Origin of the sequence: Neotamlana sedimentorum (assembly GCF_000943565.1) — a bacterium.
Taxonomy (GTDB): Bacteria; Bacteroidota; Bacteroidia; order Flavobacteriales; family Flavobacteriaceae; genus Neotamlana; species Neotamlana sedimentorum.
On the sequence record NZ_JTDW01000006.1, the window covers coordinates 219,452 to 245,070 of the forward strand.

The 25,619-nt window shown below is 34.5% G+C and carries 15 protein-coding genes; all 15 read right to left on the minus strand.

The window, feature by feature from the left end:
* Window positions 1-43: 43 nt before the first annotated feature.
* A complete protein-coding gene (locus PW52_RS10525) occupies window positions 44-2,146 on the minus strand; it encodes a gliding motility protein RemB (RefSeq protein ID WP_044632898.1) in 2,103 nt (700 codons plus the stop codon).
* 146 nt (window positions 2,147-2,292) lie between these two features.
* The gene (locus PW52_RS10530) at window positions 2,293-3,084 is read right to left on the minus strand and encodes an energy transducer TonB (RefSeq protein WP_044632899.1); all 792 of its coding nucleotides are present in this window, start codon (window positions 3,082-3,084) and stop codon (window positions 2,293-2,295) included.
* A 126-nt stretch (window positions 3,085-3,210) separates the two neighbouring features.
* Complete coding sequence (locus tag PW52_RS10535) at window positions 3,211-3,933, minus strand: energy transducer TonB (protein ID WP_044632900.1); 723 nt, start codon at window positions 3,931-3,933, stop codon at window positions 3,211-3,213.
* A 61-nt stretch (window positions 3,934-3,994) separates the two neighbouring features.
* The gene (locus tag PW52_RS10540) at window positions 3,995-4,372 is read right to left on the minus strand and encodes a VanZ family protein (RefSeq protein ID WP_044632901.1); all 378 of its coding nucleotides are present in this window, start codon (window positions 4,370-4,372) and stop codon (window positions 3,995-3,997) included.
* On the minus strand, window positions 4,365-4,745 hold the full coding sequence (gcvH, locus tag PW52_RS10545; RefSeq protein WP_044632902.1) for a glycine cleavage system protein GcvH: 381 nt from the start codon (window positions 4,743-4,745) through the stop codon (window positions 4,365-4,367). Before gcvH ends, PW52_RS10540 begins: the two co-directional genes overlap by 8 nt.
* 66 nt (window positions 4,746-4,811) lie before the next feature.
* On the minus strand, window positions 4,812-12,155 hold the full coding sequence (sov, locus tag PW52_RS10550; protein ID WP_044632903.1) for a T9SS outer membrane translocon Sov/SprA: 7,344 nt from the start codon (window positions 12,153-12,155) through the stop codon (window positions 4,812-4,814).
* Between the two features lie 6 nt (window positions 12,156-12,161).
* Window positions 12,162-12,743: a Holliday junction branch migration protein RuvA gene (gene ruvA / locus PW52_RS10555; RefSeq protein WP_044632904.1), complete on the minus strand. Its 582-nt coding sequence runs from the start codon at window positions 12,741-12,743 to the stop codon at window positions 12,162-12,164.
* A 53-nt stretch (window positions 12,744-12,796) separates the two neighbouring features.
* A complete protein-coding gene (locus tag PW52_RS10560; RefSeq protein WP_044632905.1) occupies window positions 12,797-15,091 on the minus strand; it encodes an NADP-dependent malic enzyme in 2,295 nt (764 codons plus the stop codon).
* A 227-nt stretch (window positions 15,092-15,318) separates the two neighbouring features.
* Window positions 15,319-16,521, minus strand: coding sequence for a sensor histidine kinase (locus PW52_RS10565; protein WP_044632906.1), 1,203 nt, complete (start codon window positions 16,519-16,521; stop codon window positions 15,319-15,321).
* A 598-nt stretch (window positions 16,522-17,119) separates the two neighbouring features.
* Window positions 17,120-18,046, minus strand: a complete 927-nt coding sequence (queG, locus tag PW52_RS10570) for a tRNA epoxyqueuosine(34) reductase QueG (RefSeq protein WP_044632907.1) — start codon at window positions 18,044-18,046, stop codon at window positions 17,120-17,122.
* Window positions 18,047-18,048: 2 nt separating this feature from the next.
* Window positions 18,049-19,383 (minus strand): cytochrome P450, encoded by a 1,335-nt coding sequence (locus PW52_RS10575; protein WP_044632908.1) that lies wholly within the window; start codon window positions 19,381-19,383, stop codon window positions 18,049-18,051.
* The gene (ruvB, locus tag PW52_RS10580; protein WP_044632909.1) at window positions 19,383-20,405 is read right to left on the minus strand and encodes a Holliday junction branch migration DNA helicase RuvB; all 1,023 of its coding nucleotides are present in this window, start codon (window positions 20,403-20,405) and stop codon (window positions 19,383-19,385) included. The genes PW52_RS10575 and ruvB overlap by 1 nt, the downstream gene beginning before the upstream one ends.
* 288 nt (window positions 20,406-20,693) lie before the next feature.
* Complete coding sequence (locus PW52_RS10585) at window positions 20,694-22,577, minus strand: OmpA family protein (RefSeq protein WP_044632910.1); 1,884 nt, start codon at window positions 22,575-22,577, stop codon at window positions 20,694-20,696.
* Between the two features lie 18 nt (window positions 22,578-22,595).
* Window positions 22,596-23,552: a PorP/SprF family type IX secretion system membrane protein gene (locus PW52_RS10590; RefSeq protein WP_044632911.1), complete on the minus strand. Its 957-nt coding sequence runs from the start codon at window positions 23,550-23,552 to the stop codon at window positions 22,596-22,598.
* Between the two features lie 27 nt (window positions 23,553-23,579).
* The coding region (locus tag PW52_RS10595) for a gliding motility-associated C-terminal domain-containing protein (protein WP_044632912.1) at window positions 23,580-25,619 on the minus strand (2,040 nt) is incomplete at its 5' end.

Here is a 25,619-nt window from a genome sequence, read left to right on the forward strand (position 1 = left end):
AGTGCAAAGATACGCCTTAAAAGGATTTTGAGCAATGTTTTATCTAATAATCAAAATACCAGTTAAACAAATCGGTACGCAAACCAAAATTAAACCAAACCGTATTGCTTTTATAAACCGTTTCGGTAGTCGCATCTGGATTAAAATTACGCACTGTAATATCGGTAAACAATTTTAAATTGCTAGAAGGATTTACTACGTAACCGGCTTGTAAATTTCCATAAAAACTATTTGTAGTAATACCTTGTCCCACTTTTACACCGGTATCTAGAGGTCGGTCGTTATAGTTTCTATAAATGTCGCCACCGTAACTAAAAGCATCGGTATCGGTATTATAATCAAAACCGCGTTTACCAATAATAAATTTAGCGTTAGCGTACCAACGGTTATAAAAATAGTTACCCATAAGTACCAATTCGCTAAAATTAGCACTCCATAAATGCGCCATCGATTGGTTATTGTGCCCGTAATTTGTTGCAATAGTACTATGCGAATACGTGTAAGGACGTACGCGGTTATATTCCATTTGCAACATTAAATTATCCACTTTAAAAGCGTTATAATATTTAACACCTAATTGATAACCAAATTTATTTTTCCAACTTTTATTTCCAGCCTTTACATCGCTAAGCGAAAATTCATCTAAAATAAACTGGCTGTAAAAATTAATATTATTATTCCATTTGTATTTTGCTGAAGCGCCCATAATAGCATTTCCGGCATCTTGCCCAGTTTCAAACTCTATAGCGCGATAAAAAATAATAGGATTTAAGTAATTAACATCGAAATTTCGGTTTGTAGTGTTTGCCCAAATTACCGATTCGAAAAATCCAACATTTAAACGTTTAGTTACGTTCCAACTTAAAAAATGCGTTGCCATATATTTGGTTAAAAAAGCATCGTCGGTTGTAACTTCTGGACGTACATCTTTTAACCACATCCAGGTATTGGTGTATTTTATTTTCCAGAATTTAGTGTTTAGCTTTAAAAATGGATGCGGACTCGCAACATCGCTTAAAAACAACGACCTATAACCATCGCCTATAAAGTTTTTTCCATGTCCAAATTGAATGTTTACAAAATCGGCAGGAGCATAAGATAAATAAGCTTCGGCTACGGGATAATCGTACGAATCGGTTTTAAAACCCTTGGCTATGCCACGACCAGGAATTATTGCTGGATCTGGCCCGAAACCTTTTAAACTTTCGGCGTATTCGTTAAAATATTGTGCGAAACGGCCTTGACTTTCGAAAACCGAAGTGTAAAAATTAAACTTTTTACCCAATCCGCCCTTTACCAGTAAACCTCGTGTGTTGTTGTAGGTTGAACTAAAATCGGCTTCGGTATCTTTACCTACTTGTAAATCAAAAATTGGATCGATGGTAAACCAATAGTTTTCACCTTGTAATTGCACTAAATGTTCGTTCCAAAGCTTTTTTCCAGCCCAAGTTTTCCTGTCTTGAATTAACTTATCTTTTTCTGATTTAAAATCGTAGTATTTTGAAACTTCTGAGTAAACAAATGGTTTTGAAGCGGTATGACTATTGGTGCCAACTACATTTATTGCCCTGTCAAACCTAGCATAGTCGCTATGGGTAAATTGCACATTTAACTGACTTGTAAACGCATTATCGTTATAACCAACAATACTGTTATTTAAATTGTCGTATTCGCTTTGTGAAGCAGCTTCAAGTGTTGCAATTTCCTTAGCTACTTGTTCCTTTTCAACAGGCGTATTATTAAAATCTGTTAATGGAATTTTTATAGGAAGTGCATATTGCTTAAACGTTTTTCGGCCATTATAACTCGCTGGTTCAATTTTTGGAAACAACTTAAAAACACGTTCGGTTTCTTCTTTTAATTCTTTGTAAACCGATTTTACGTAAATAAGATTAAACGCACCTAAAGTATCAACCTCAAAAATTACGGCAACATCACCTTTATACTCGTCTTTAATTACAATCTCTGGTGTTTTAAATTCCGATTTAATGATTTGATACACATTATTAGTAAAACACTGCTTTAAAGAATCGGCAGTTACATTTTTACAGCTAGGAAAAACGGGTTGCTTTTCAATAGAATTTATATTTTGCGAAAAGCTATAAAGTTGGTTAAAAAATAGAAATAGGACAATGAATTGCTTCATTTTAATTAGTTAAAAGTTTAATTAATAGCGAAAGATACTATATTTTCACTTAAGCAACGTGCTAACCGTTATTTTAGTTAAAGGAGTAAAACAAAAAAACCGCTATCTTATTTAGATAACGGTTTAGACTTTAAAAAATTATAATACTACTGCACTTGTAACACAATTGGCAATGTGTAAATAACACCTACATTTTTGTCATTTTGTTTTCCAGGTGTCATTTCTGGAATTAAGTTAATTACACGTTCGGCTTCGGTTCCTAACCTGTTATGTGGAGCTCGCGTTTTAATATTTTTTATGCGCCCTGTTTTATCGATTGTAAATTGGGTTTGAATAACTTGTTTTCCATTTAAACCTAAATCGGAAGCTAAATCGATATCAAACTTACGTTGCACCAATTTCGAAATTTTCTTTTCCATGCATTTTTTCCTGCCTTGGTTTGTTATTTCATTTTCACAACCTGGAAAGATAGGAACATTTTGAATAAAGCTTACCGGAATGGGTTCTTCCTCTATTATCTCTTCAACTACAATATCACTAGGATCAATTGGCCCATCGCTAGTAGTGATTTCTTCTGATGTGATGACATCTTTAAATTCATCTAAAACAAAATCGTTATCAATCTGCTCGATTTCATCAATAATAAGTGTTTGTTGTTTGGCTTGTGGTTTTGTTTCGGCTTGCGGTTTTTGGTATACTTTAAAATTCTCGATGGCTATTTCGGTATTATCATCTGGTAATAATACATCGGCAATCTGTGCTGTGTTTGTTTTAAAATTCATTTCTAGCAAACCAAAGGCTGCAAGTAAACACACAATTAAACCAATTTGAAAATGCAAGGTTGTGTTTTTTTGTAAATTTGCATCATGCTTTTGCGACTTTTTTGTGCTTTGTCCGTTTTGGCGAGTGGACTCTGGCACATTTTTAAAATTTTTCATAATTATTATAGTTAAAATGTTAATATTATGATAAAGTCACAATAAGCATACCAAAAAAGAAAACCCGTTACATTTCTGTAACGGGTTTTTATATTTTAGTTTCCGAATAACACTGGAAAAGAAAGTTTAATCTTGAACTTGGAAAATAATTGGTAATGAATACGGAACGTTTACTGGTTTTCCGCGTTGCTTACCTGGTTGCATTTTTGGCAACAAACCAATTACTCGTTTAGCTTCTTTTTCTAATCCTGGGTGTGGTGCTCTAGCACGTACTCCAGAAATATTCCCTGTTTTATCTATTTTAAATATAACATTAATACGCTGTCTTCCAGACAAACCTAAATCTCCAGCTAAATCGGTATTAAACTTCTTATTTACAAACTGCGATATTTTTTTAGACATACAAGCTCTTTTAGCATTGTTTGTTTTTTCCTTTTCGCAACCTGGGAAAACTGGTACGTTTTCAATTACAGAGAATGGTACATCAATATCTTCTTCTACTTCTACTACTTCTACTTCTTCAACCTCAACAATTTCTGTTTCCTGATCAACCTCTGTAGATTCGATAACTGTTTCTTCTACTTCTACCTCATCTTCAACAATCTCAATAACTTCAGGAGCTGCTGGAGGTGGCGGTGGAGGTGGAGGTGTTTGTATTTGTTCTGTCAATGGAATTTCTTCTTCAAACTCTTCTTCCATTTCGATCATGCCTATATCAATATCGGCTTTTTCGTAGGTTTTATAATTAATAGCATAGTTTGTTAAGAATAGCATTAATGCTAAACCAATAGCAAAATAAAGCGAGCTATTACGCGATACGTTTGCTTTAGGATTTTTTTTAGGTTCCATTTTATTTAATTGTTTTTCAAGATTGGTAAAATAACTATTTATTTATTAAAAATGCAACAGTTTATTTGTTTTTAACTTGTAACTTGGTATAAATACTTAAAACTAAGGTTGCAAGTAAGGCTCCAAGGGTGTTTGCTATAATATCAAATACATCTAATGCTCTTGTTTTAGTAACCGTACCTTGTAAAACCTCAATTACTATGCCAAATATGAAGGCTATTAAAAAAGCATACCACAGTCCTTTTTTTTGAATAAATTTTAGGGCATAAGTTAAAGAAAAGTACCACAAACACATTAACAAAAAATAAGTAATAAAGTGAAATATTTTATCGATGTTCGATACTTCTACTTCGGGTAATTGCCTAATATTTATTAAGCAAACTATTGCTAAAGCTACACTGTAAATTATAGTAATAGCAAGTAACCCTTTTTTAAGCACTTATTAAAGCTTTATAATCGTCGGCAGTTAGTAAACCTTCTACTTGAGACAAATCGGTGCATTTTACTTTTATCATCCAACCATCACCGTAAGGATCTGTGTTTACTTTTTCTGGCTCGTCTTCAAGGGCTTCATTAAACTCGGTAATTTCACCAGAAAGTGGTAAAAATAAATCGGATACCGTTTTTACAGCTTCAACAGTTCCAAAAACTTCATCGGCATCAAGGGTTTCGTCTAAAGTTTCAACCTCTATATAAACAATATCGCCTAATTCGCTTTGGGCAAAATCTGTTATGCCAATAGTTGCAATGTCGTCTTCAATTTTAACCCACTCGTGGTCCTTGGTGTATTTTAAATCTGCTGGAATATTCATATTTAAATTTAAATTTGGTTTTAGCAAATGTATTTATTCAAACTTAAAATTAAAACCTTTTATATATTAATTTCCAAAATTATACCTCAATGTTAAACCTGAGCGTATACTTGTTTGCGGAAAGGCGGTTGAAATAGCATAATCTGAGAATGTATAATCGAAATAAAATATGCCTGTTAAGTTTTTACTAAATGCATAATCGGCACTGTATTTTAATGCCCAAACGGTTTGCCCTGACGTAATTTGATTGTTATCTAAATCAAGATACCTAATAATAGTTTTGTTTTCACGAACAGATACATCAGCTTTCATGTTCAAATCGCTTACAATACGTTTTTGAGGCCCTGCTAGTTTCGAGTTAATGCGCAAATCTTTAATGCGATATCCTAAGCCTAATGTATATTCGTCACCTTGAATTTCGGTTACCAAATTATTATCGAAACTCAATGAAATTAATCGGTCTTTTGCTATTTCGGCTAAAATTTTAATCGAATTTTTCATTTCGAAATCTAATCGCATTAACGGGCTAAAAGATTCGCTTAAGTTAATGTTACTAAACAAAGTTTCGTTTTTAAAATTACCCGATTGGTCCTTCGATTCATCTGGCTGATCGACATACGGTGTTCCTGGAATTGGTTTCTCGTTGTCTTCATCGGCTAAATTCAAATTTAAATTGGTATTAAATTGATTAATCGTATAAGTAGAACGATAACCATGTGTAAGCGAGAAACGTTTGAAGCGTTTTTTAAACCAATTAAACTTCATGAAACCGGTATACTTTAAATCCCAGTTCGGCAATGGAAAATCTCTAAAAGCACTCGTTTTTACATCGTTTGCGTCTTGCCCAGAATAGGCTGCTAAAAATGCAGGTAATAGTACCTTTTGGTTGTTTTTACCAAAACCTAACGGATAACCATCGTCGTCTCTTTCGAAACCGGGACCACCATAAAACGCCTCGGCCAAGCGATTGGCAATTTTTAAACGATTATCTCTAAAATTATTAAACACTTCACTAACATTCTCATCGCTTTTATTAAAAGCTGTTTTAATTAAAACGGTTGAAATATTATAATTACCAAAAGTATTAGGTGTTAACGGATTGTATTCGCCATTATCGACATAATAATTTTCGGTAAAATTCTCGTAATAAGCACGATTACCTACAATATCGATTTTTAAATCGCGTACTGGCTCTAAATTTGCAGAATAGTCGATTTGTTTTTGTTTAGTAGTTGCGTATTGCTCGTTAAACTCGGGATATAAAGTTAACCAACCTTTTTTAGCTGCTAAATATCTAATATCACTTTGGCTACCAAAAGTAAAAGCTGTTGATGGTTTTAGCGTACCAATAAAACCTGGAGTTTGCGTGTAACCTGGTAAATATGTTCCGCTATTTTCGTTATAATTAAATGTAAGGCGTTTTACACTTGTTAAAATATCGATACCAGCGTTTAACATTTTTCTGGCCGTTTTATTTTGTTTTTTAGGCGCCGGTGCTTTTCTATTATTTGCTCCTGGAGGTCCTCCTGGAGTTGTAGTTCTGGCTCTAACCGTTCTAATTGGCTTTTTAACTAAACCAATATATTTATAAAAACGGTTCATATCTAAAGTCGTTACCAAATTATGTACGCTAGAGTTTTGCACCGAATTTCCTAAATCGAAAACTCCTGAAAGTGTATTGTCAGGATTATCCGGATCGGTATAATCAAGCTCTAACTCACCATATAAATCGGAGCCTTTTTGCCATAAAAATGTTCCTGTATATTGGTAAGTGGCATCAATAAAACTAAAGGTAGGAATTTTATTTAAAGGCAATTGATAGGTTAAACCTAATGTTTGGGTTTGCCTGTTTGGGTCACCAACATCTAAAATACCATCCCAAACATCGAGCGATTCGTTTTGTATTCCTTCGGAATAATCGCCAACATAATAATTTCTTACAATATTATTATTGGCTGCCGAATAGTTAAACTGTAATGATTTTGTTAAGTTGTAATTGATGTTATACTGAAAATCGAAAGTGTAATTTCGTTGTAATAGTTGTTCTACTGAAATATCATCGTCCGATAAATCGATTGCTCTAAATCGTTGACTATTATACTGACGGTTAATATCGCTACTTACTGTAAAACTTGACGGTAATAAATTAAAATTAAAATCTTTTAAAAACTTCCCATATTTTCCGGTGAAAAGCGAATCGTTGTTTTTAAAAGGCTCAACGGTTAATTGATTAAAATTATGCGCGTAATTAGCACCAATGCGCACTGTTTTGTTTACCGATTTTTCAATTTCGAAATCGCGATGTTCCACTTTATTAAAAGAGTAATTTAGTGTCACATTTTCCACATCGTAAAAACGCGGTTTTTTATCGCCAGTTCTATTCTTTTTCACACCAATAAAATTGATGCTTTTACGTTTAGTATAATCTTCAGAATTTTGTCGAATTTCTTCCCTGTCAGATTCAGTTTCTGCTGCATCTAAACGCGATTGCAAGGTTAAATCTTCGTAAAAGGCATCGTATTTTGGTGTAATTAATTGTTCGCTTTGTGCATAATTAAAAGGTAATTGCACACCCCATTTTTTTGGTAATAACTGCCCAATATTTACGTTGGTTACCATATCGTATTGTACAACATCTTCTAAACTACGTTCCGATGGGCCTTGTTCCAATGAGCCAAAACCAGAAGTACTTTGGCTTCCTGTTGCGCTAATCGTAGCAAAATCGGCAATATTACTATCCATACTCACTACGGCAGCCCAACCACCTTCGTTATCCATATCAGAAAGTCGTAATTCGTTATACCAAAGTTCGGCACATACGTTATTATTATTCGATCTGTTTTTTACACCAACCATTAAGGTTCTTACATCGCCAAAGTTTGGATTACCTTTTATACCTACACGGTGTTGCCCTAAAACATATCCGCTAAACGGATCGTTTACTAACACTATTTCATCGTCTATTACATCGTAAAACGTAGGGTCTTCATTATTTAAAGACGCATCAAAAATACCTTGAGCTTTTACTTTTCCTAAAACATCGATAGATAAATTTATTTCGTTATTCGTAGGCCAAAGTCCGTCGCGGGTAGTAGAAGTTGAAACCTCTAAAGGAATTTCAATTTGATAGTAATTATCGGTTAAATCGTTACCCATTCTAATAAAACCAACTAAATCATCGTCACTTAGTAGTCCAGAACCTTCATCGCTATCTTCGGCATGCATAAACATTCTTAAACGCTTATATTGGCGCATATCGATGTTTATGTTTTTGTAAACTGCTCTAGAATCTTCAGACTCTAAATTACATACTTTTAACACTAACGATTGCTCGTTTTGGTTTACAACAGTATTGTTATTAAACAACTGTTCTGGCTCAATTCCTGGTGGACGTTGGTAACTACCTTCGTTTTCAAGCGTTCCTATTACACCAACAGAAAAATCGGTTTGTGGATCGGTTGGGTCAGGATCGTCTGTATCTAAAGCTTGAGTATAACGTCTCCAATCACTTCGAACTAAATCGAGCGTTCCAAAACGAAAAACCGTAGTTTCTGTAAATTCTTTTAAGAAAAGACGCGCAAATCGTACCGATCTTAAATCGCTAATGCCACCAACGGCTCTTGCTAAATCTCCTTCAACTGGAATTCTAAATTGATACCAGCGTACATCGACGCTTTCGCCATTTGGTAATGAACGTGGTCTGTTTTTAAAATCGCGTAAATATTCTTTTAAAGGATTTGAATTTGGAAGATTATCGAACTCTGTTTCTGTTAAAGGTAAATTCTGTCTGGTAATATCGAGTTCGTATTCGTAATAACTATCAATGGTATTCATAGTGTTATCACGGTTAATATCTTCTACATCGGGTTGTGTATTCGAACCACGATCGGTATCGCTAAATGTATCTGGCGTGTTGCCTTCTACTCCATTATACTTTTTGTAACGATCAAAAATATCACCATTGGTATTTAAAAAATAAGTATAGTTATCGTTTGATGGATCTTCTAAACCTTGATATTCTGGAGCTAAATTTTCTCTTATTGCAAAACGTTGTTCGGCTTCATCACTATAACCATCGTAACCAACATCTTGGTTTGTTCGTTCTTCTCCAGTGGTATCGAACGCATAAACTAAACTTTGATTTTGAGGTACAATACTTCCCCATTCGGTAGCTTGTTGTTCTAAAATAGAGATATCGCCATCTTCAGGAAGCCCGTTTTCATAAAGTTTTCTACCATCTTTTAAAATATCTTCTGAAATATTTCCTAGGTTTAAAACTAACTTTCCTCCTGGATTCGAAGGGTTTTCTTGGAACGGATCTTGCAACCAAAAATCGATATACTCTACATTTTGTTGTTCGAAATCGGTTGATGTAATTTGACGCGTAATACCTGCCCAAGATTCTTGCGGATTATTAAGCGTTCCGCTTGAAGCATTAGGATCATAATTATAAGGTCCACGCTCTTCTGGATAATAAGCTAAATCGAGCGTAAATAACACCGAGTTTTGCCCTTGCACTAAATCGACTTCTGGAAATAATTCGTTTATAAATACACGACTTGTATATAAATTAGACATGTCTTCGTCCGTAATCTCGTCTGGACGTTGCGTACTGTAAAAAATAGGGTCGATTGTGTACCAGTTTAGCATAGCTCGATTATATCCGCTTTCTATACCGTTCGCATAATTAACATCAACCTCGCCATCACCATCTAAATCGGCTGGTCTACTAGATAAGTACCACGATTGTTGTGAGGTTAAATCGATACTATTTTGAGAACCTTCGAAATCGTCGATATACGATGTTGGTTCACCATTTAAATCGGTGCCTTTTGGAGCACCTGGTATTAAATATGCAAATTCTCCACGTAAAGATAAATTCGATTCTACATCGGTATCGATATTTGGTAATTTGTTAACCATACGTGTTAAAAATGGCACTTTAGTTGCGTAATTACCGTTAACACCAAAAATAGTATTGTTAATAGATTCTGTTCCGTAGTTTGCTTTTTGAGTAATTGGACGCTCGTTAAGGTTTAAAAGCGTTGCTCCTAACACAAAATTTTCGTTAAACTTATGTTCAATATTTACACCTGTAAAGCGTCTGGTTTGTTGCCCAAAAACAGCATTATTCTCGGTTGATACTTCAATAGGTGTATCTGAAGCTTTTAATGCTTCATCTAAAATATAAACCTGACCTAAATCGTAATCGACAGTATAATCGATACCTTCAACTAAAACACGACCTCCAGCCGAAACGCGCACCGAACCTCGTGGTACGTTAAACGAACCTATAGAAATACCATCGCCTCCAGATGATGTGTATCGCCCTTTTAATTTAAATTTATTTTTTTCAACTTCTTCTAAAGCCGCTGTTTGGGTACTTTTATAAAGTATATCGTAAACGTACTTTTCTTGATTTTCGTTAAAAGAAGCCTCGTTATTATAATCGCCACCACCAAGTTTATTAAACAGGTATTCACCAAATGGTTCGACACTTGTAAATACAATTTTTCCGTTTGCGGGTATAACAGTGATGCCAGAAACATAATCGAAAAACCCATCACCATTTGTTTGTGGGTCGTTGTTATAGTTAAGCTTATCTAGGTTGAACACCCTTAATAACGGCACGTTTTGAATTAAATCGTCTTCTGCTGTGTTTGTAGTTACTGGATTTCCGTTTATATCTAAATCAAAATCTTCATTAACTGGTGTTATAAAGTTTAAAGGCGATGCCTCGTTATAAAAAATATTAAGTTTAAAATCGTCTTGACTTAAATTATAAGCACCCGTATCGTAGATATTTTTCATCATTAAATCCCAAACAGGTTGGGTAACATTGGTAATACTACTTTTAAGCATTTTTAATACTAATGTTGAATTAACTACCGAAGTTACAACACCATCGTCATTGGTTTCAACGTTAGTAGCTTCAATTCCATCATTAGCAAACTCACCAACTTGATACACTTTTCCGCCTAATGTATACTGAAAAGCCACAGCCAAAACCTCATCGTTTGTTAAACGCTGATTTAACGAAATATAACCCAAATCTTCGTTTAGAGTATATTCTTGTCCGTTAGTTAATTTTCTAGCGTTTTCAATTTTAGCATAGTCAGAGCCTTCTTTAACTACCGAAGAAAATGTACCAAAACCTTGCTGCACAGTGGCAATATCTCGAATTTGATTTGTTAAGATAGAACCAGCATCAATTACTGTTGGGTCAAAATCATTATTTGAATTATCTGGCACTGCATTTGGACTATTAATAAAACCGCCATAACCATTAGCCACTGGATCTAATAAAATATTATCGTTATTAGGATCTCCTGGATTGTAAACAGACTCACCTAAATCTTGTAACGCTACAACGTTTCTAACATTCTCTGTTTGATTCGTTCGGTTAGTTATCCAAACTTCTAGTCGCGTAATTTGCAACCCTTTATTATTAATAAATGGGTAATTTGCTAACGCCACATCATAATTATCTCTAAAATATTGGGCTAAAAAGAAATGTCGATTTTCATCGTATTCTCTAATGAATAATTCAAACTCTTCCACCGTACCACCGCCTTGAGCTACAACCGTATTAGATTGTGATTTTTGCTCGGAAAACACACCTGTAATAGTTGTTTTACCAAACTGTAATTGCGCTTTAACCCCAAATAAGCTTTGGGCTCCAGTAATTAAGGAACTATTTAGAGGCATGCTTACGTTACCAACTTCTATTTTTTGAATAATATCGTCTTCCGTTGGGGTATATTCAAGTTTTATAAGCTGTTGAAAATCGAAAGTGGATTGCGTGTCGTAATTGGCTGTTACTTGCAAACGCGTTCCTACTTTACCCAGTAAACTTAAACTGATACGCTGGTCGAAATCGAAGGTAAAATTACTTCTATTTCGAGGTGAAAACGTAGGATTGTCCTGTTTAGAAAATAATACTCCCAAATCCATTTCTACACTACCTGTTGGTACTAACTCAATAGTATTACTACCAAAAATAGTTTCAAAAAACCCTGAATTCACATAAAATTCGGGCAACAGATTTTTTTTCGCATCTTCGCTGCCTTCTTTTTTACCATCGAATGCATCAATTTTTTCTTTATAATAATTCCTAATGTTTTCTTTTGCAACCAAATCGAAATATTCCGAAGGTGTTAAAATTATAGGATATTTAAGATTGTAATCGCCAATGGTTTGTGTATAAATATAACGATTGGTTACAGGATCGTAGGTGTATTTAGACTCTATTGTATCGAGTTCTGGGGTTTTAATTTTCCCTAAACTAAATCCGGTTTTTGTAGAGTCTTGTGGAGTTTGCGACCAAACTACAACCGAATAAAAAAGTACAATAACAAATACCAGGTATTGCTTTGGTGGTTGTAGTAGATTTGGTCTGGTTATATTCAAAATTAATTATAAATTTTTAAGCGCTTCCTTAATAATAACTTCAACATTAGCTTCTGGCTGGGTTGAAATAATTTTATTAACTACACGTTCGGCCTGTTTTTTGGCGTAACCCAACACTTCTAAAGCAGATAACGCTTCATCTTTGCTGGTATTGTCTTTTACAGTCGAAACTTCATCAATATCGTAAATCTTTAAAACTTTATCTTTTAAATCGATAATTACACGCTGCGCTGTTTTTGCTCCGATTCCTTTTATAGATTGAATTAAAGCTACATCTTCGCTGGCAATACCTTCTCGAACTTGTTTTGGTGTTAACGAGGATAACATGGTACGCGCTATACTTGCGCCAATACCGCTAACAGAAAGCAACAGCCTAAATATTTCTCGCTCTGCTACCGAGGAAAATCCATAAAGTGTGTGCGCATCTTCTTTTATTTGAAGATGCGTAAACAACTTTAAACTTTCAATATCTGGAATTTGGGAAAAGGTGTGCAACGAAATATGAAGCATATAGCCAACACCGTTACAGTCTATAACAACATGTGTTGGGTTTTTTTCAACCAGTTTTCCCTGAATGTGCGTTATCATGTATTATAACTATTAATCCGTCAAATGTAATAAAATTATTGTATTTTAAAGGATTACTGCTCTAGTTGCTCTAACTCCCATTTTGCCTTATTCTGCGCATCGATTACTGCAATTGCCGTCATATTAACGATTTCGTCTACACTTGCTCCTAATTGAAGTATATGCACTGGCTTGCGCATTCCCATCATAATTGGCCCAATAGACTCGGCATCGTTTAATTCCTTTAACAATTTATATGTAATATTTGCTGAATCTAAATTAGGAAATATTAAGGCATTAACTTTTTTACCAACTAATTTCGAGAATGGAAACTTTTCACGAAGCATAGTATCGTTTAAGGCAAAATCGGTTTGTAGTTCACCATCCACATCTAAATCTGGGTTTGAACGGTGTAAATAAGAAACAGCCTCGGTTACTTTTGAAGCTTTTGGGTTATTTGAGGATCCAAAATTTGAATACGACACCATTGCCATTACAGGATTTAAACCAAACATCGAAATTACTTTAGCCGTCATTTGTGCAATTCTAGCCAAACTTTTGCTATCCGGATCTATATTAATAGAGGTATCGCTTAAAAACAAAGGCCCACGCTTAGTCATCATTAAGTTAGTGGTTGCAACTCTAGAAATTCCATCGGCTTTACCAATAAGCTCTAACATAGGTTTTACAACGGTAGGATAACTTCTGGAATACCCAGAAACAACAGCATCGGCATCGCCTTCGTTTAGCATCATTGCAGCAAAGTAGTTACGTTCACGCATTAATCGTTGAGCAGAATAATAGGTTACACCTTTACGTTTACGTTGCTCCCAATATACTTTAGCGTATTTATTTTTTCTTTCGTTTTCTTCTTCGGTTTTTGGGTCTATAATTTCTATATCGGCGTCAAATTCAATTTCTGCCATTAATTCTTCAATGGTTTCTTTTCGGCCTAATAAAATAGGAATTGCAATGCCTTCTTCATAAACAATTTGAGCTGCTTTTAAAACATCAAGGTGGTCGGCTTCTGCATAAACCACACGTTTTGGATCGAATTTAGCACGATTTAACAAGAGTCGTACAATTTTGTTATCGGAACCTAAACGTTCTCTAAGTGTATCGGTATATTTTTCCCAATCTGTAATTGGAATTTTAGCAACACCGCTATCCATTGCTGCTTTAGCAACCGCAGGTGGCACTTCGGCAATTAATCTTGGATCGAATGGTTTAGGAATAATATAATCTTTTCCAAAAGTTAATCGCGTTTCACCATAAGCAATATTTACTTGCTCTGGCACCGGCTCTTTAGCTAATTTAGCAAGCGCTTTTACAGCTGCCATTTTCATAGCTTCGTTAATTCCTGTTGCTCGAACATCTAAAGCTCCGCGGAAAATAAATGGAAATCCTAATACATTGTTTACTTGATTAGGATGATCACTCCGGCCAGTTGCCATAATAATGTCGTCGCGAGTATCGACAGCCAATTGGTATCCAATTTCTGGATCTGGATTTGCCATGGCGAAAACAATCGGGTCTTTCGCCATAGAAAGCAACATTTCTGGCGATACTATATTGGCCATAGAAAGTCCAATAAACACATCGGAATCTTTCATCGCTTCCTCTAATGTATCAATTTTTCTATCGGTAGCAAACTCTGCTTTTTCTGCTGATAAGGTTTCACGATCTTTTCTAATAACACCTTTACTATCAAGCATCACCATGTTTTCTAACTTAGCACCACACGCCTGATATAAACGTGAACATGAAATAGCTGCCGCTCCAGCTCCACTAATTACAATCTTCGTGTCCTCAATTTTCCTATTAGTAAGTTCGATAGCATTTAACAAAGCAGCGGCCGAAATGATAGCCGTTCCATGTTGATCGTCGTGCATTACTGGAATATCGAGTTCTTCTTTTAAACGACGCTCAATTTCGAAAGCTCCAGGTGCTTTAATATCTTCTAAGTTTATGCCACCAAAAGTTGGTGCAATATTTTTTACGGTTTCGATAAATTCATCAACATTTTCGGTATCAACTTCAATATCAAAAACATCAATATCTGCAAATATTTTAAACAATAAACCTTTACCTTCCATAACAGGTTTACCAGCCAAAGCGCCAATATTACCTAAACCTAAAACCGCAGTACCGTTGGATATTACAGCTACTAAATTTCCTTTTGAAGTATATTTATAGGCGGCTTCTTTATCTTTTTCAATTTCTAAACATGGTACCGCAACTCCTGGAGAATAAGCCAATGATAAGTCGCGTTGGGTTGCATATTTTTTAGTTGGTACTACTTTTATTTTTCCTGGGGTAGGTTTCGCGTGATAAATAAGGGCTTCACGTCTTTTACTTTCTTCGCTCATAATATTTAGTTAAGGTTCTCGCTCTTACGAAAACTATGGTTTAAAAGGTACTGTAGGACTTACATACAGGCCTTTTTATTAAACAAACAAAGATAAAAAACCAAATTCATGGACGAATGAAATTTTCGTGTTTTTTATTGTACTTTATTAATTATAAATTCACATTAATTTATAATGAAAAGGCGAGCGGTGTCTCTTCTTGTAATTTGAAGTAATTTGTTTTTATGTTATTTTTTTAATGAAAAATTAAATGAAGCACCTTTATTTAATTCTGAAAACACACTAATTTCACCACCTAATTTTTTAACTAATTTTTTAACAGTAGCTAAACCAATTCCATTTCCTGTACGACCAAATTTATCGTATTTATTGAGCTTATGAAATAACTGGAATATTTTTTCATGATACTGTGGTGCAATTCCTGGACCGTTATCTTTTACTGAAAATTCATAAAAATTCTCGGTTTCAGTTAAATTCACTTGTATTTCAACACAATCTTTATCGCTATATTTTACTGAATTTGCTATAAGATTAATTAAAATCTGATTTATTGCCGTTTTATTTACGGTTAGTTTTTTCACTTTTGAGTTAAAATGTATTGAAACATTGTCTTCTACTTTAAAAAGATCTTGGATTTCGTTTTTCAACTCTTCCAAAGTAATATCCAACTTTTTCTCAAGTAGGACGCGTTCACTTTTGCTGTAATCAAGAAGACCATCTACCAAACCCGTTAAACTCTCAGAAGATTTAATAATAAGATTCAAAATTTCTAAACCTCCATCGTCGATTTGTGATTTATATTCTTGAATAAAAATTTGAGATAAACTTGAAATATTTATTAATGGTGATTTTAAATCATGTGCCGCTAAATGAGCAAATTTCTCTAATGCTTCATTCTTGTCTTTTAAATCGGTTAATATTGATTGCATATTTGCATTAGATTGTCTCAATTCGAGTAATTTTATAACTTGATTAGACAAGGCTTTTAAAGTTTCTATCTGCCCATTGCTAAGCTCGTTTGGCTTGTTATCTATAACACATAATGTGCCTAGAGAAAAACCTTTCTTGGTGGTAAGCGGAATACCCGCATAAAAAATAACATGAGGATCGCCCACTACAATTGGATTATCATGAAAACGCTCGTCATCTCTAGAATCGTTTACAATTAAAGGCTCATTTGGAGAATTAATAGCATGAGCGCAAAAGGCATATTCCTTTGGTGTTTCTGTTGCATTCACACCATGATGAGATTTAAACCATTGTCGTTTATCATCAATTAAACTTATTAAAGCTATTGGAACCCCACAAATTTCTGCCGCAATTTTGGCAATATTGTCATAATCGATTTCGGGTAAGGTATCTAAAATATTAAATGATTTTAAATGCTCAAGCCTTTCGGCTTCGTTTTCAGGTTCTAATGGTAAAATCATAGAATGGGGTAATTATCATTACAAAGTACACAAATATTTGGAATTAAAAATGTTAAAATACTAATAAATCAACTTAATTCACAGTTAATCGATAAATTAAAATATACCTTTTTTTAATTTATTATTATTGATAGATATTCATTTATTATTCATTCAAAATATGCTAACTCTATAAGCTTAAGACTCCTTAAGTTAAACTTTTCTCAAAAAAGCACTATTAATATAGCATACATACTTCTCTTATTTTAAAAGGTAATTTGATAAATTGATACATTTAAAACAAAACTCTAGAAAGCCTTTTAAAAGCAAGTTTTTTACAGGTTTTATCAAAGTTTAAAATATTTAATGCTTAAATCTAATGTAAATTTAATGTTAATAAATTGTAAATTTAACGTAAACTTTATTATATTTACCTTAAAATCAGACCTATGAAAACACATTCATTGCATAAAATTAGAAAAGAAATTCTGTTTAAATATTGGTGCTTTAAAATAAAATTAAAGATTTACGTTTTAAAATACAAACGTGCTTTAGAGATTCCTTACAGGTAAATTAAACCAAAACGCTCCAAATATTTGCTCACATTTAACTAACTATTTTAAGTTTTTAAAAACTTTATGTTTCTGGTTAACCCCGAATATTTTGTTCGCTTAACTGCAGAATTTTTAAAGACTTTTCTAAAGGTTTCTTCGGTAATGTCTTCCCAATCTTTTTTACTCATGGAAAGTAATTCGGGATGCGGATTAAACAACGGCTCATTATGTGGTTTAGAAAAGCGATTCCAAGGGCAAACATCTTGACAAACATCGCAACCAAACATCCAATCATCAAATTTACCTTTAAATTCTGTTGGAATATTTTCTTTTAGTTCAATAGTAAAATACGAAATGCATTTACTGCCATCCACCACATAAGGCTCTGTAATAGCCTGAGTTGGACAAGCATCGATACAGGCTGTACATGTACCACAATGGTCGGTGGTTGGAGTGTCGTAATCTAATTCTAAATCAATAATCAATTCGGCAATAAAAAAAAACGAGCCTACTTTTTGCGATAGTAAATTACTGTGTTTACCAATCCATCCTAAACCCGATTTAGCAGCCCAAGCTTTATCTAAAACTGGTGCAGAATCTACAAATGCGCGTCCGCTAACTTCTCCTATTTCTTCTTGAATAAAATAAAGTAATGATTTTAATTTGTCTTTTATAACAAAATGATAATCGGTTCCGTAAGCATATCTAGAAAGCTTATAAGAATCTTCATTCTGAATTTTATCGGGATAATAATTTAGCAATAAAGACACCACACTTTTTGAATCTTCTACTAGTTTGGTTGGGTCTAAGCGTTTATCAAAATGGTTTTCCATGTAGCGCATTTCGCCGTTCATGTTTTTATTTAACCATTTTTCAAGTCGTGGTGCTTCTTCTTCTAAAAATGCTGCTTTACTAATACCGCAAGACAAAAATCCGAGGCGTTTGGCTTCAGATTTTATGAGTTGACTATATTTTGATTTATTATTAACCACCGTTATAAATTTTCAAACCTTACCACCGCATTTTTAGGTTTTAAGGTAATAAGCGGATTAATTTCTATGGAATTTTTAACAGGTTTTATGGTAAATCTCGTTAAAATCTCTGAAACAGCAATAATCATTTCAAACATAGCAAAATTATTACCAATACATTTTCGTGGTCCTGCACCAAATGGAAAATAATGTGAAGAATACGTTTTAGCTTTTTCGGGTGAAAAGCGGTCTGGATTAAAATCTTCAGGGTGTTCCCACCATTTTTTATGTTTATGAATTTCTAAAATTGAAAACAAAAAACTGCTGCCTTTTTTAAAGTGATAACCATCAAAATTATCATCTTCAATATTCACTCTATCCATAAAATACGCCGGCGGATATAATCGTAAAGACTCTTCAATAACTTGTTTAGCTAGTTGAGATTGCACCACAACTGACATTGTATCTGTATAATTAGCCAAAATATTGTAGTATTCCAAACGTACTTTTTCCTGCCATTCTGGGTGCTGCGCCAATAACTGTATAGTAAAACTTAAGGAATTGGCTGTGGTTTCGTGTCCTGCAACAAAAAGCACTAAAATTTCATCTATAAGTTGCTCTATACTCATAGCCAACCCATCATCGTAACGCGATTCTAACAACATATCCAACAAGTCGTTGTATTTAGTTTTAGATTCTTTTCGTCTCTCAATTATAGCTTGAAGAATAGCTCTTGATTCGTGCGAACGTTTTAAATGTTTATCGATTACTCCAAAGGACTTAAAGTACCATTTTAAATAAGGTTGCCTTAATTCTTTCACCAACATAAGTTGGTTTTCTTCAGTTACTTCTTGAAGTATTTTAATTTCGTTTTCGCTAGCCGCATCACTAAATAAAGATTTTACAACCACTTTAAAAGCGAGATCGCTAAACAACGGAAGCACATCTATATTGGTATTAGGTTTAATTTTAGATAATTCGGCTACAATAGTTTTTTTTATAGTTAACATAAGGCTTTCCAAATGTTTTTTATGAAAAGCTGGTTGCACAAGCTTACGTTGCTTTTTCCAATGTTCGCCTTCTGATGTTAATAAACCTTTTCCTAAATATTTAGCAAGATCTTCGGTTTGAATGGCAGATTTCTTATAATTTTTCCAATTTCTTTGAAACACATATTCTGCTAATTCCGCATGTCGCGAAAAATAGGCATAATTACCAAACCCTATATTGAGTTTAAAAATATCGCCATAACGCTCAAAATTTTGATTATGAAATGGTAATGGATTGTTAAGTATTTTTATGGCTTTCCTTAAAAAAGTAATGGTAGATAATTCTGGTATTTTTTTGGTTTCGTCCATTAAAACAACCCACCTTGAATATTCCCTTTTATTTTACCCAAATGTTTATAGGCTAACTCGGTAACCTCGCGACCTCGTGGTGTGCGCATAATAAAGCCTTGTTGTATTAAAAAAGGTTCGTAAACTTCTTCAATAGTTTCTGCACTTTCACTAACGGCCGTTGCCAACGTGGTAATACCTACAGGACCTCCTTTAAACTTATCGATTATGGTAGTTAGTATTTTATTATCCATTTCGTCTAAACCATGTGCATCCACATTTAAAGCTTGCAAAGCAAATTTGGCTATTTTTATATCAATAGAGCCATTTCCTTTTATTTGAGCAAAATCGCGAACGCGTCTTAATAATGCATTCGCTATTCTTGGTGTTCCTCGGCTTCTACCAGCAATTTCAATGGCTGCTTCCATCGATATTGGCATATTTAAAATTCCAGCACTACGCTGTACAATGGTGGTAAGTAAGTCGGTTTTATAATATTGAAGGCGGCTTTGTATACCAAAACGTGCTCGCATTGGCGATGTTAACAAACCAGATCGTGTGGTAGCTCCAACTAAAGTAAACGGATTTAAATTGATTTGAACGGTTCTGGCATTTGGGCCAGTTTCAATCATAATATCAATTTTATAATCTTCCATTGCCGAGTATAAATATTCTTCTACAATGGGGCTTAGTCGATGAATTTCATCAATAAACAACACATCACGTTCGTCTAAATTAGTAAGTAATCCAGCCAAATCGCCTGGTTTATCAAGTACTGGTCCAGACGTTACTTTTATACCGACATTAAGTTCGTTAGCTAATATATTTGCCAATGTGGTTTTACCCAATCCTGGAGGCCCGTGAAATAGCGTGTGGTCGAGAGCTTCATCGCGCAAATTAGCGGCTTGAACAAATATTTGAAGATTTTCCAAAACCTGATCTTGCCCTGTAAAATCGTTAAACGCTAAAGGGCGTAACTTTTTTTCAACGTCGATTTCTTCTGGAGAAAAATTTTGGCTTGTTGGGTCTAGGTTTTCGTTCATAAAAATTGCTTCAAAAGCGCTTCGTTTTAATCAGTAAACATGATGTAACATTCTTTTTGCTATCGTGCTACCTCAATATCTATCGAGATTGTTTCAGTGTTTAATAACACCTATTGACATTCTAGCTACATAATGAGAACCCAAAACGTATTCAGGTTGACAATTTACTTAATAATTGGTTACGAATGTTAAAAAACAAATATAAACAAAAAGCCCTTCAATCTTGATAGGAATCGAGAAGAAAGGCTTAATGCTCTTGCTAAAATAAAGCTATTTAAAAGGTTCTAGTTATTTTAAAATTGTAAACTCACAACGACGGTTTTCATCGTATTCATCGTCGCTACAAATACCTTCTTTTACACATTTATTAAGTGGTTGGGTTTCACCGTAACCAATACTTTTTAATCGGCTTCGGTCTATACCTTGGCTTACTAAATATTCTAGTGTAGAAGCGGCACGACGTTTCGATAAGTTAAGGTTATACTCGTCTGGACCTCGAACATCGGTATGCGCAGAAACTTCAATTTCCATAGTTGGATATTTTTTCATAATATCCACTAATACATCTAAAACTTTACCGGCATCTTCACGAATATCCCATTTATCGAAATCGAAATAAATTTCTTCTAACTCCACTTGAACACCTCTGGTTTTTTCTTTAATACGCTCTTCAGCATCTGCAAACGATTCTAAATTCAAGTAAATATTGTGTTGAACTTTACCTTTACTATCGGTAGAAAACTCAACATCTTGAGGAATGTAAGCTTTTCTCGTACCACGAATTTTATATTTTTTATTTGGTTCTATTTTAAAGATATAATAAGCATCATCTTTTACAATGGCATCTTGAATTACAGTATCAGACTCATCGAATAAAGTAACTAAAGAACCCGTTAATAATTCACTACTATTTTTATCTTTTACAATTCCTTCAACTTGATAAATAGTTAAAGGGTTTACTTCTCGCGCAAAACCAAACATTCTATCGAAACCGCCACGATTTGACGAGACATAACCCATGTTATCTTTTTCACGAATAACATAAGCAAAATCGTCTAAATTACTATTTATAGAGCTTCCTAAGTTTACAGGCTTATCAAAATTACCATTTACCATATTACTTCTAAACACATCTAAACCACCATAACCTTCGTGACCAATAGACGAAAAATATAGCACGTTAAATTCGCTTAAAAACGGAAATTGTTCGCGATGGGCAGTATTAATTGTTGGACCTAAGTTTTCTGGCTCACCATAAGTTCCATCGTCGTTTATTGCTACCTTGTATATATCGAAACCTCCAAGAGTTCCCGGCATATCACTTGCAAAATATAAGGTTTTATCGTCTTTGGTTAATGCAGGGTGCTCGGTACTGTAAGCATCTGATGTAAATGGTAATGCCGTAACATTTGTCCATGTTCCATCAACCAATTCGGCTTTATAAATTTTAATATGAGCAATTTTTACATCGCCAGTTTTTGTACGTGTTTTGTTAGTTCTGTTAAAGTACATGGTTTTACCATCTTGAGTAAATACAGCATTACTTTCGTGCGAACTTGTATTAATAGCTTCAGAAAATGGTTTTACATCAACAAGCTTATTATCGTCTGTTAATTTCCCATTATACAAATCTAAATATGGTAAATTGTTCCATACATAAGCAGGGTTATCTGTATTTCTAGCCGAAGCAAAAGCCACTTGATTGTCTCCATAAAATGTTAAGCCAAAGTCGCTACTAGAACTCTCGTTAACAATTTGTTCTAAATTAAAAACGTGTGGTGTTGTTTTTTCTAAAGATTGAATAAATGCATTTGTATTTACAGGTTTTCTGTAGTACATACTTAAATGCTTATCGGCATCTTCATAATTTTTAACACCTTTTAAAGCTTGACCGTAACGAAAATGGTAATCGATATCGATAGAATCGCCATACTCTAAAAACAGTTCTCTATAAGTTTTGACAGCCTTTTGAAGACTGCTGTTATAATAATAACTATCGGCCAAATTTTGAAGCACGCCTTGCGTACGATTTTTAGTTTCGTACATTTCGGCAGCATCAGTAAATGCTCGTAATTCAAAGAGCTTATCGGCTCGTTTTGTATTTCCTTTTTGTGCAAAAGCCATTCCACTAACTAATAAAAGGCTTGCAAATATGTAAATGTGTTTTTTCATGTTTCCTATTATTAAAAATTAGAAGAATCTTGGTGAGCGATCGTATCCGCCTTTAAATCCGAATAAATCGACGTCGAATAAAATCATGATTTCATGCGAACCAGAATTAAATTCACCTAAGTTAGAGGTGGTATAATCGTAAGCATAGCCAATACGAAGTTCTGGGGTAACTCTAAAACTAACTAAACCACTAACAGCATCGCCTAAACGGTAACCTATACCGGCTTCAAGTTTTTCTTGAATTAAAACGTTTACTGTAACATCGACAGCTAACGGTGCGCCTTTTACGCCTCTTGCCATAAATGCAGGTTTTAATTTTAAATCACGATTTAAATCGAAAACGTAACCACCTGTAAAGAAATAATGCACATTTTCTACACCAGTTGCTTTTATACCGCTATCATCTTCAAGATGTTTGGTTGCAAATAAATTAGGCGCCGATAACCCTAAGTAATAATTGTCGCCAAAAAAGAAGGCTCCAACACCAAGGTTAGGAAAGGCTTTACTAATATTTTCATCGAAAGCTGTATCGGTACTTGAGTTACCAGATTGTAATTCGAAATCGCTAAAATTAGTATCGAAAAGTGTTACACCAGCTTTTAAACCAAATGAAATTTTACTTTCGAAACCTACAGGTAAAACATAGGCAAAATCGGCATAAATATTATTTTCGGTAACCACATCACCAATATTATCGTTGGTAAACGAAATACCCATTTCTATTTTTTCATTTATTGGAGTATGAGCAAAAAACGTTCCCGTTTTTGGAGCGCCTTCCATACCAACCCATTGGGTTCTATACAATCCTCCGAGGTTTAAAATTCCTTCGTCGGCCGTTGCATAAGCAGGGTTAATAACACTCATGTTATACATGTATTGCGTAAACTGCGGATCTTGTTGTGCGTTACTTTGTAATGACAAGAACGTCAAACCTAACAAAGCAACTATTTTATGATATATATTTAAATGTTTCATTGTATTAAATTTTGCTTTATCTATAAATTATCTGCTTAAGTATAAGCGTCCTTGTTGTGGGTCGTGTTCACCATCGTTATATTTAAAAATGTAGAAGTATACACCAACTGGTAAATCGCCATTTACAATCACTCGTGATTGGTTTGGAGTACCATCAAATCTTGGTGTACTTGCATTACCTTTGTAAACGACATTTCCGTTTCGGTTATAAATTTCTATTTCGAAATTAGGATATAAAATGGCTAAATTATCTACGTCGAACGTATCGTTAACACCATCACCGTTTGGAGAGAAACCATCTGGTAATTCAACTTTTCCACATGCTGTCGTATTTGGTGAAACTGCTAAACGCACACTGCTCTCACAACCTGTATTTAAATCTACCAGCGCTGCATAATAAGTTGTATCACTTATTTCTGTACTACTCGAAATGGTAGAACCGCCAGTTTCAGCATCATACCAAACAACATCATAAACATTAGTATTATAAGTTAAATTATTGGTTAATGTGCTAATTGTTGGGTCGTCGTTTAAGCAATAGGCTTCACTAGCATCGGTTAAGCTAGGTGTTTCAGCATCATTAATTACAACATCCAATTGTACTGCTTGAGCAGACTCACATCCTGTACTATTCGTTTGTGTTGCGTAATAATCTTCACCATCAATTAAAGCTTCTGTGCCGGTTAACGCTATTGTTAACGCAGCATCTTCATACCACTGAATTGTTCCTGTTGACGTGATTAAATCATCTAAATCTGATACTATTGGATCGTTAACTGCACAAAATTCTGGCGCACTGTTATCCGTTGTAGGCGTTGGTGTTTCGTTAACTGTAACTGTAATACTTGCTTCCGCATCTGGCGAACAAGGCGATGTAGCTAATACGGTATAAGTATAAACATCGGCAGCATCGACCGCTGGATCGAAAACACCAGTTCCGCTTGTTAAGGCAGGAGACCAAGATCCTCCGCTTTGTGCATCGACACCTAATAAATCGAATAAATCGACAGCGTCATCAGATGTACAAAAGGTTATAGAATCGTCTGAACCTGCATTTGGAGCTATAGTAACCGAAACATCAATACTACTTGATGCGGTACCACACACATTAGATAAAGAATACACATAAGTTCCAGGAGCATCAACCAATGGATCGAAAACTCCAGTTCCACTTGCTAAGGCAGGTGTCCAAATTCCTCCTGCTTCTGGCGTTCCACCTAGCTCACTAAATAAATCTACTGTACCATTGTTACTACACAAATCTAAAGGTGTACCGTCTGTTCCTGCATTTAAAGGTTCTTCAACGGTTACTTGAATCGTCACGCTATCGCTAGAACATGGTGCAGTAGCGGCAACGGAATATGTAAACTCGTAAACTCCTCCGGCAATTCCAGATGCATCAAAAATACTACCAGAAAGTGAACCAACGTTATCGTCGTTATTCCAAGTTCCTCCGGCATCTTGGGAACCATCTAATCCTGTAAATAAATCAATGCTAGCATTATTATTACAAGAAATAATTGCAGAAGTATTTAGTGCTCCAGCATTTGGAGAATTGTAAATGGTTACTGTAACTGCTGTTCTTGTTGCGGACTCACAACCTGTAGTTGCATCGGTTTGGGAAGCGTAATAAGTTTGTCCGCTCGTTAAATCAATAGTTGTGTCTAAGGCTGTTCCTCCAGTATTATTAATATACCATTGAATACCGTCTCCTGTTGCTACTAAATCGGCTACAGTTGCGCTATCACAAAAATCTTGAGTAGCGTTTGCTGTTGGTGCTGTAGTTTCGCTAACTACAATACTTACGGTTACGTTTAGATCGTCGCAACTACCAATGGCATCAACATCGAATGTAAAGTTATAGGTTCCAACACTTAAAGCATCTACAGAAACTGTATTACCTGTAAGTGCTCCTGAAGCGTTATCGTCGCTCCAAGTTCCTGTTTGATCTTCATCTTCTAATAAATCAAAAAGATTATATGTTTGTCCTGCAGTAATTTCAGCTAAACAAAATTGAGCTGGCGCATTTGCTGTACCAGATTCTGGAGCTTCAACTACAGATATAGA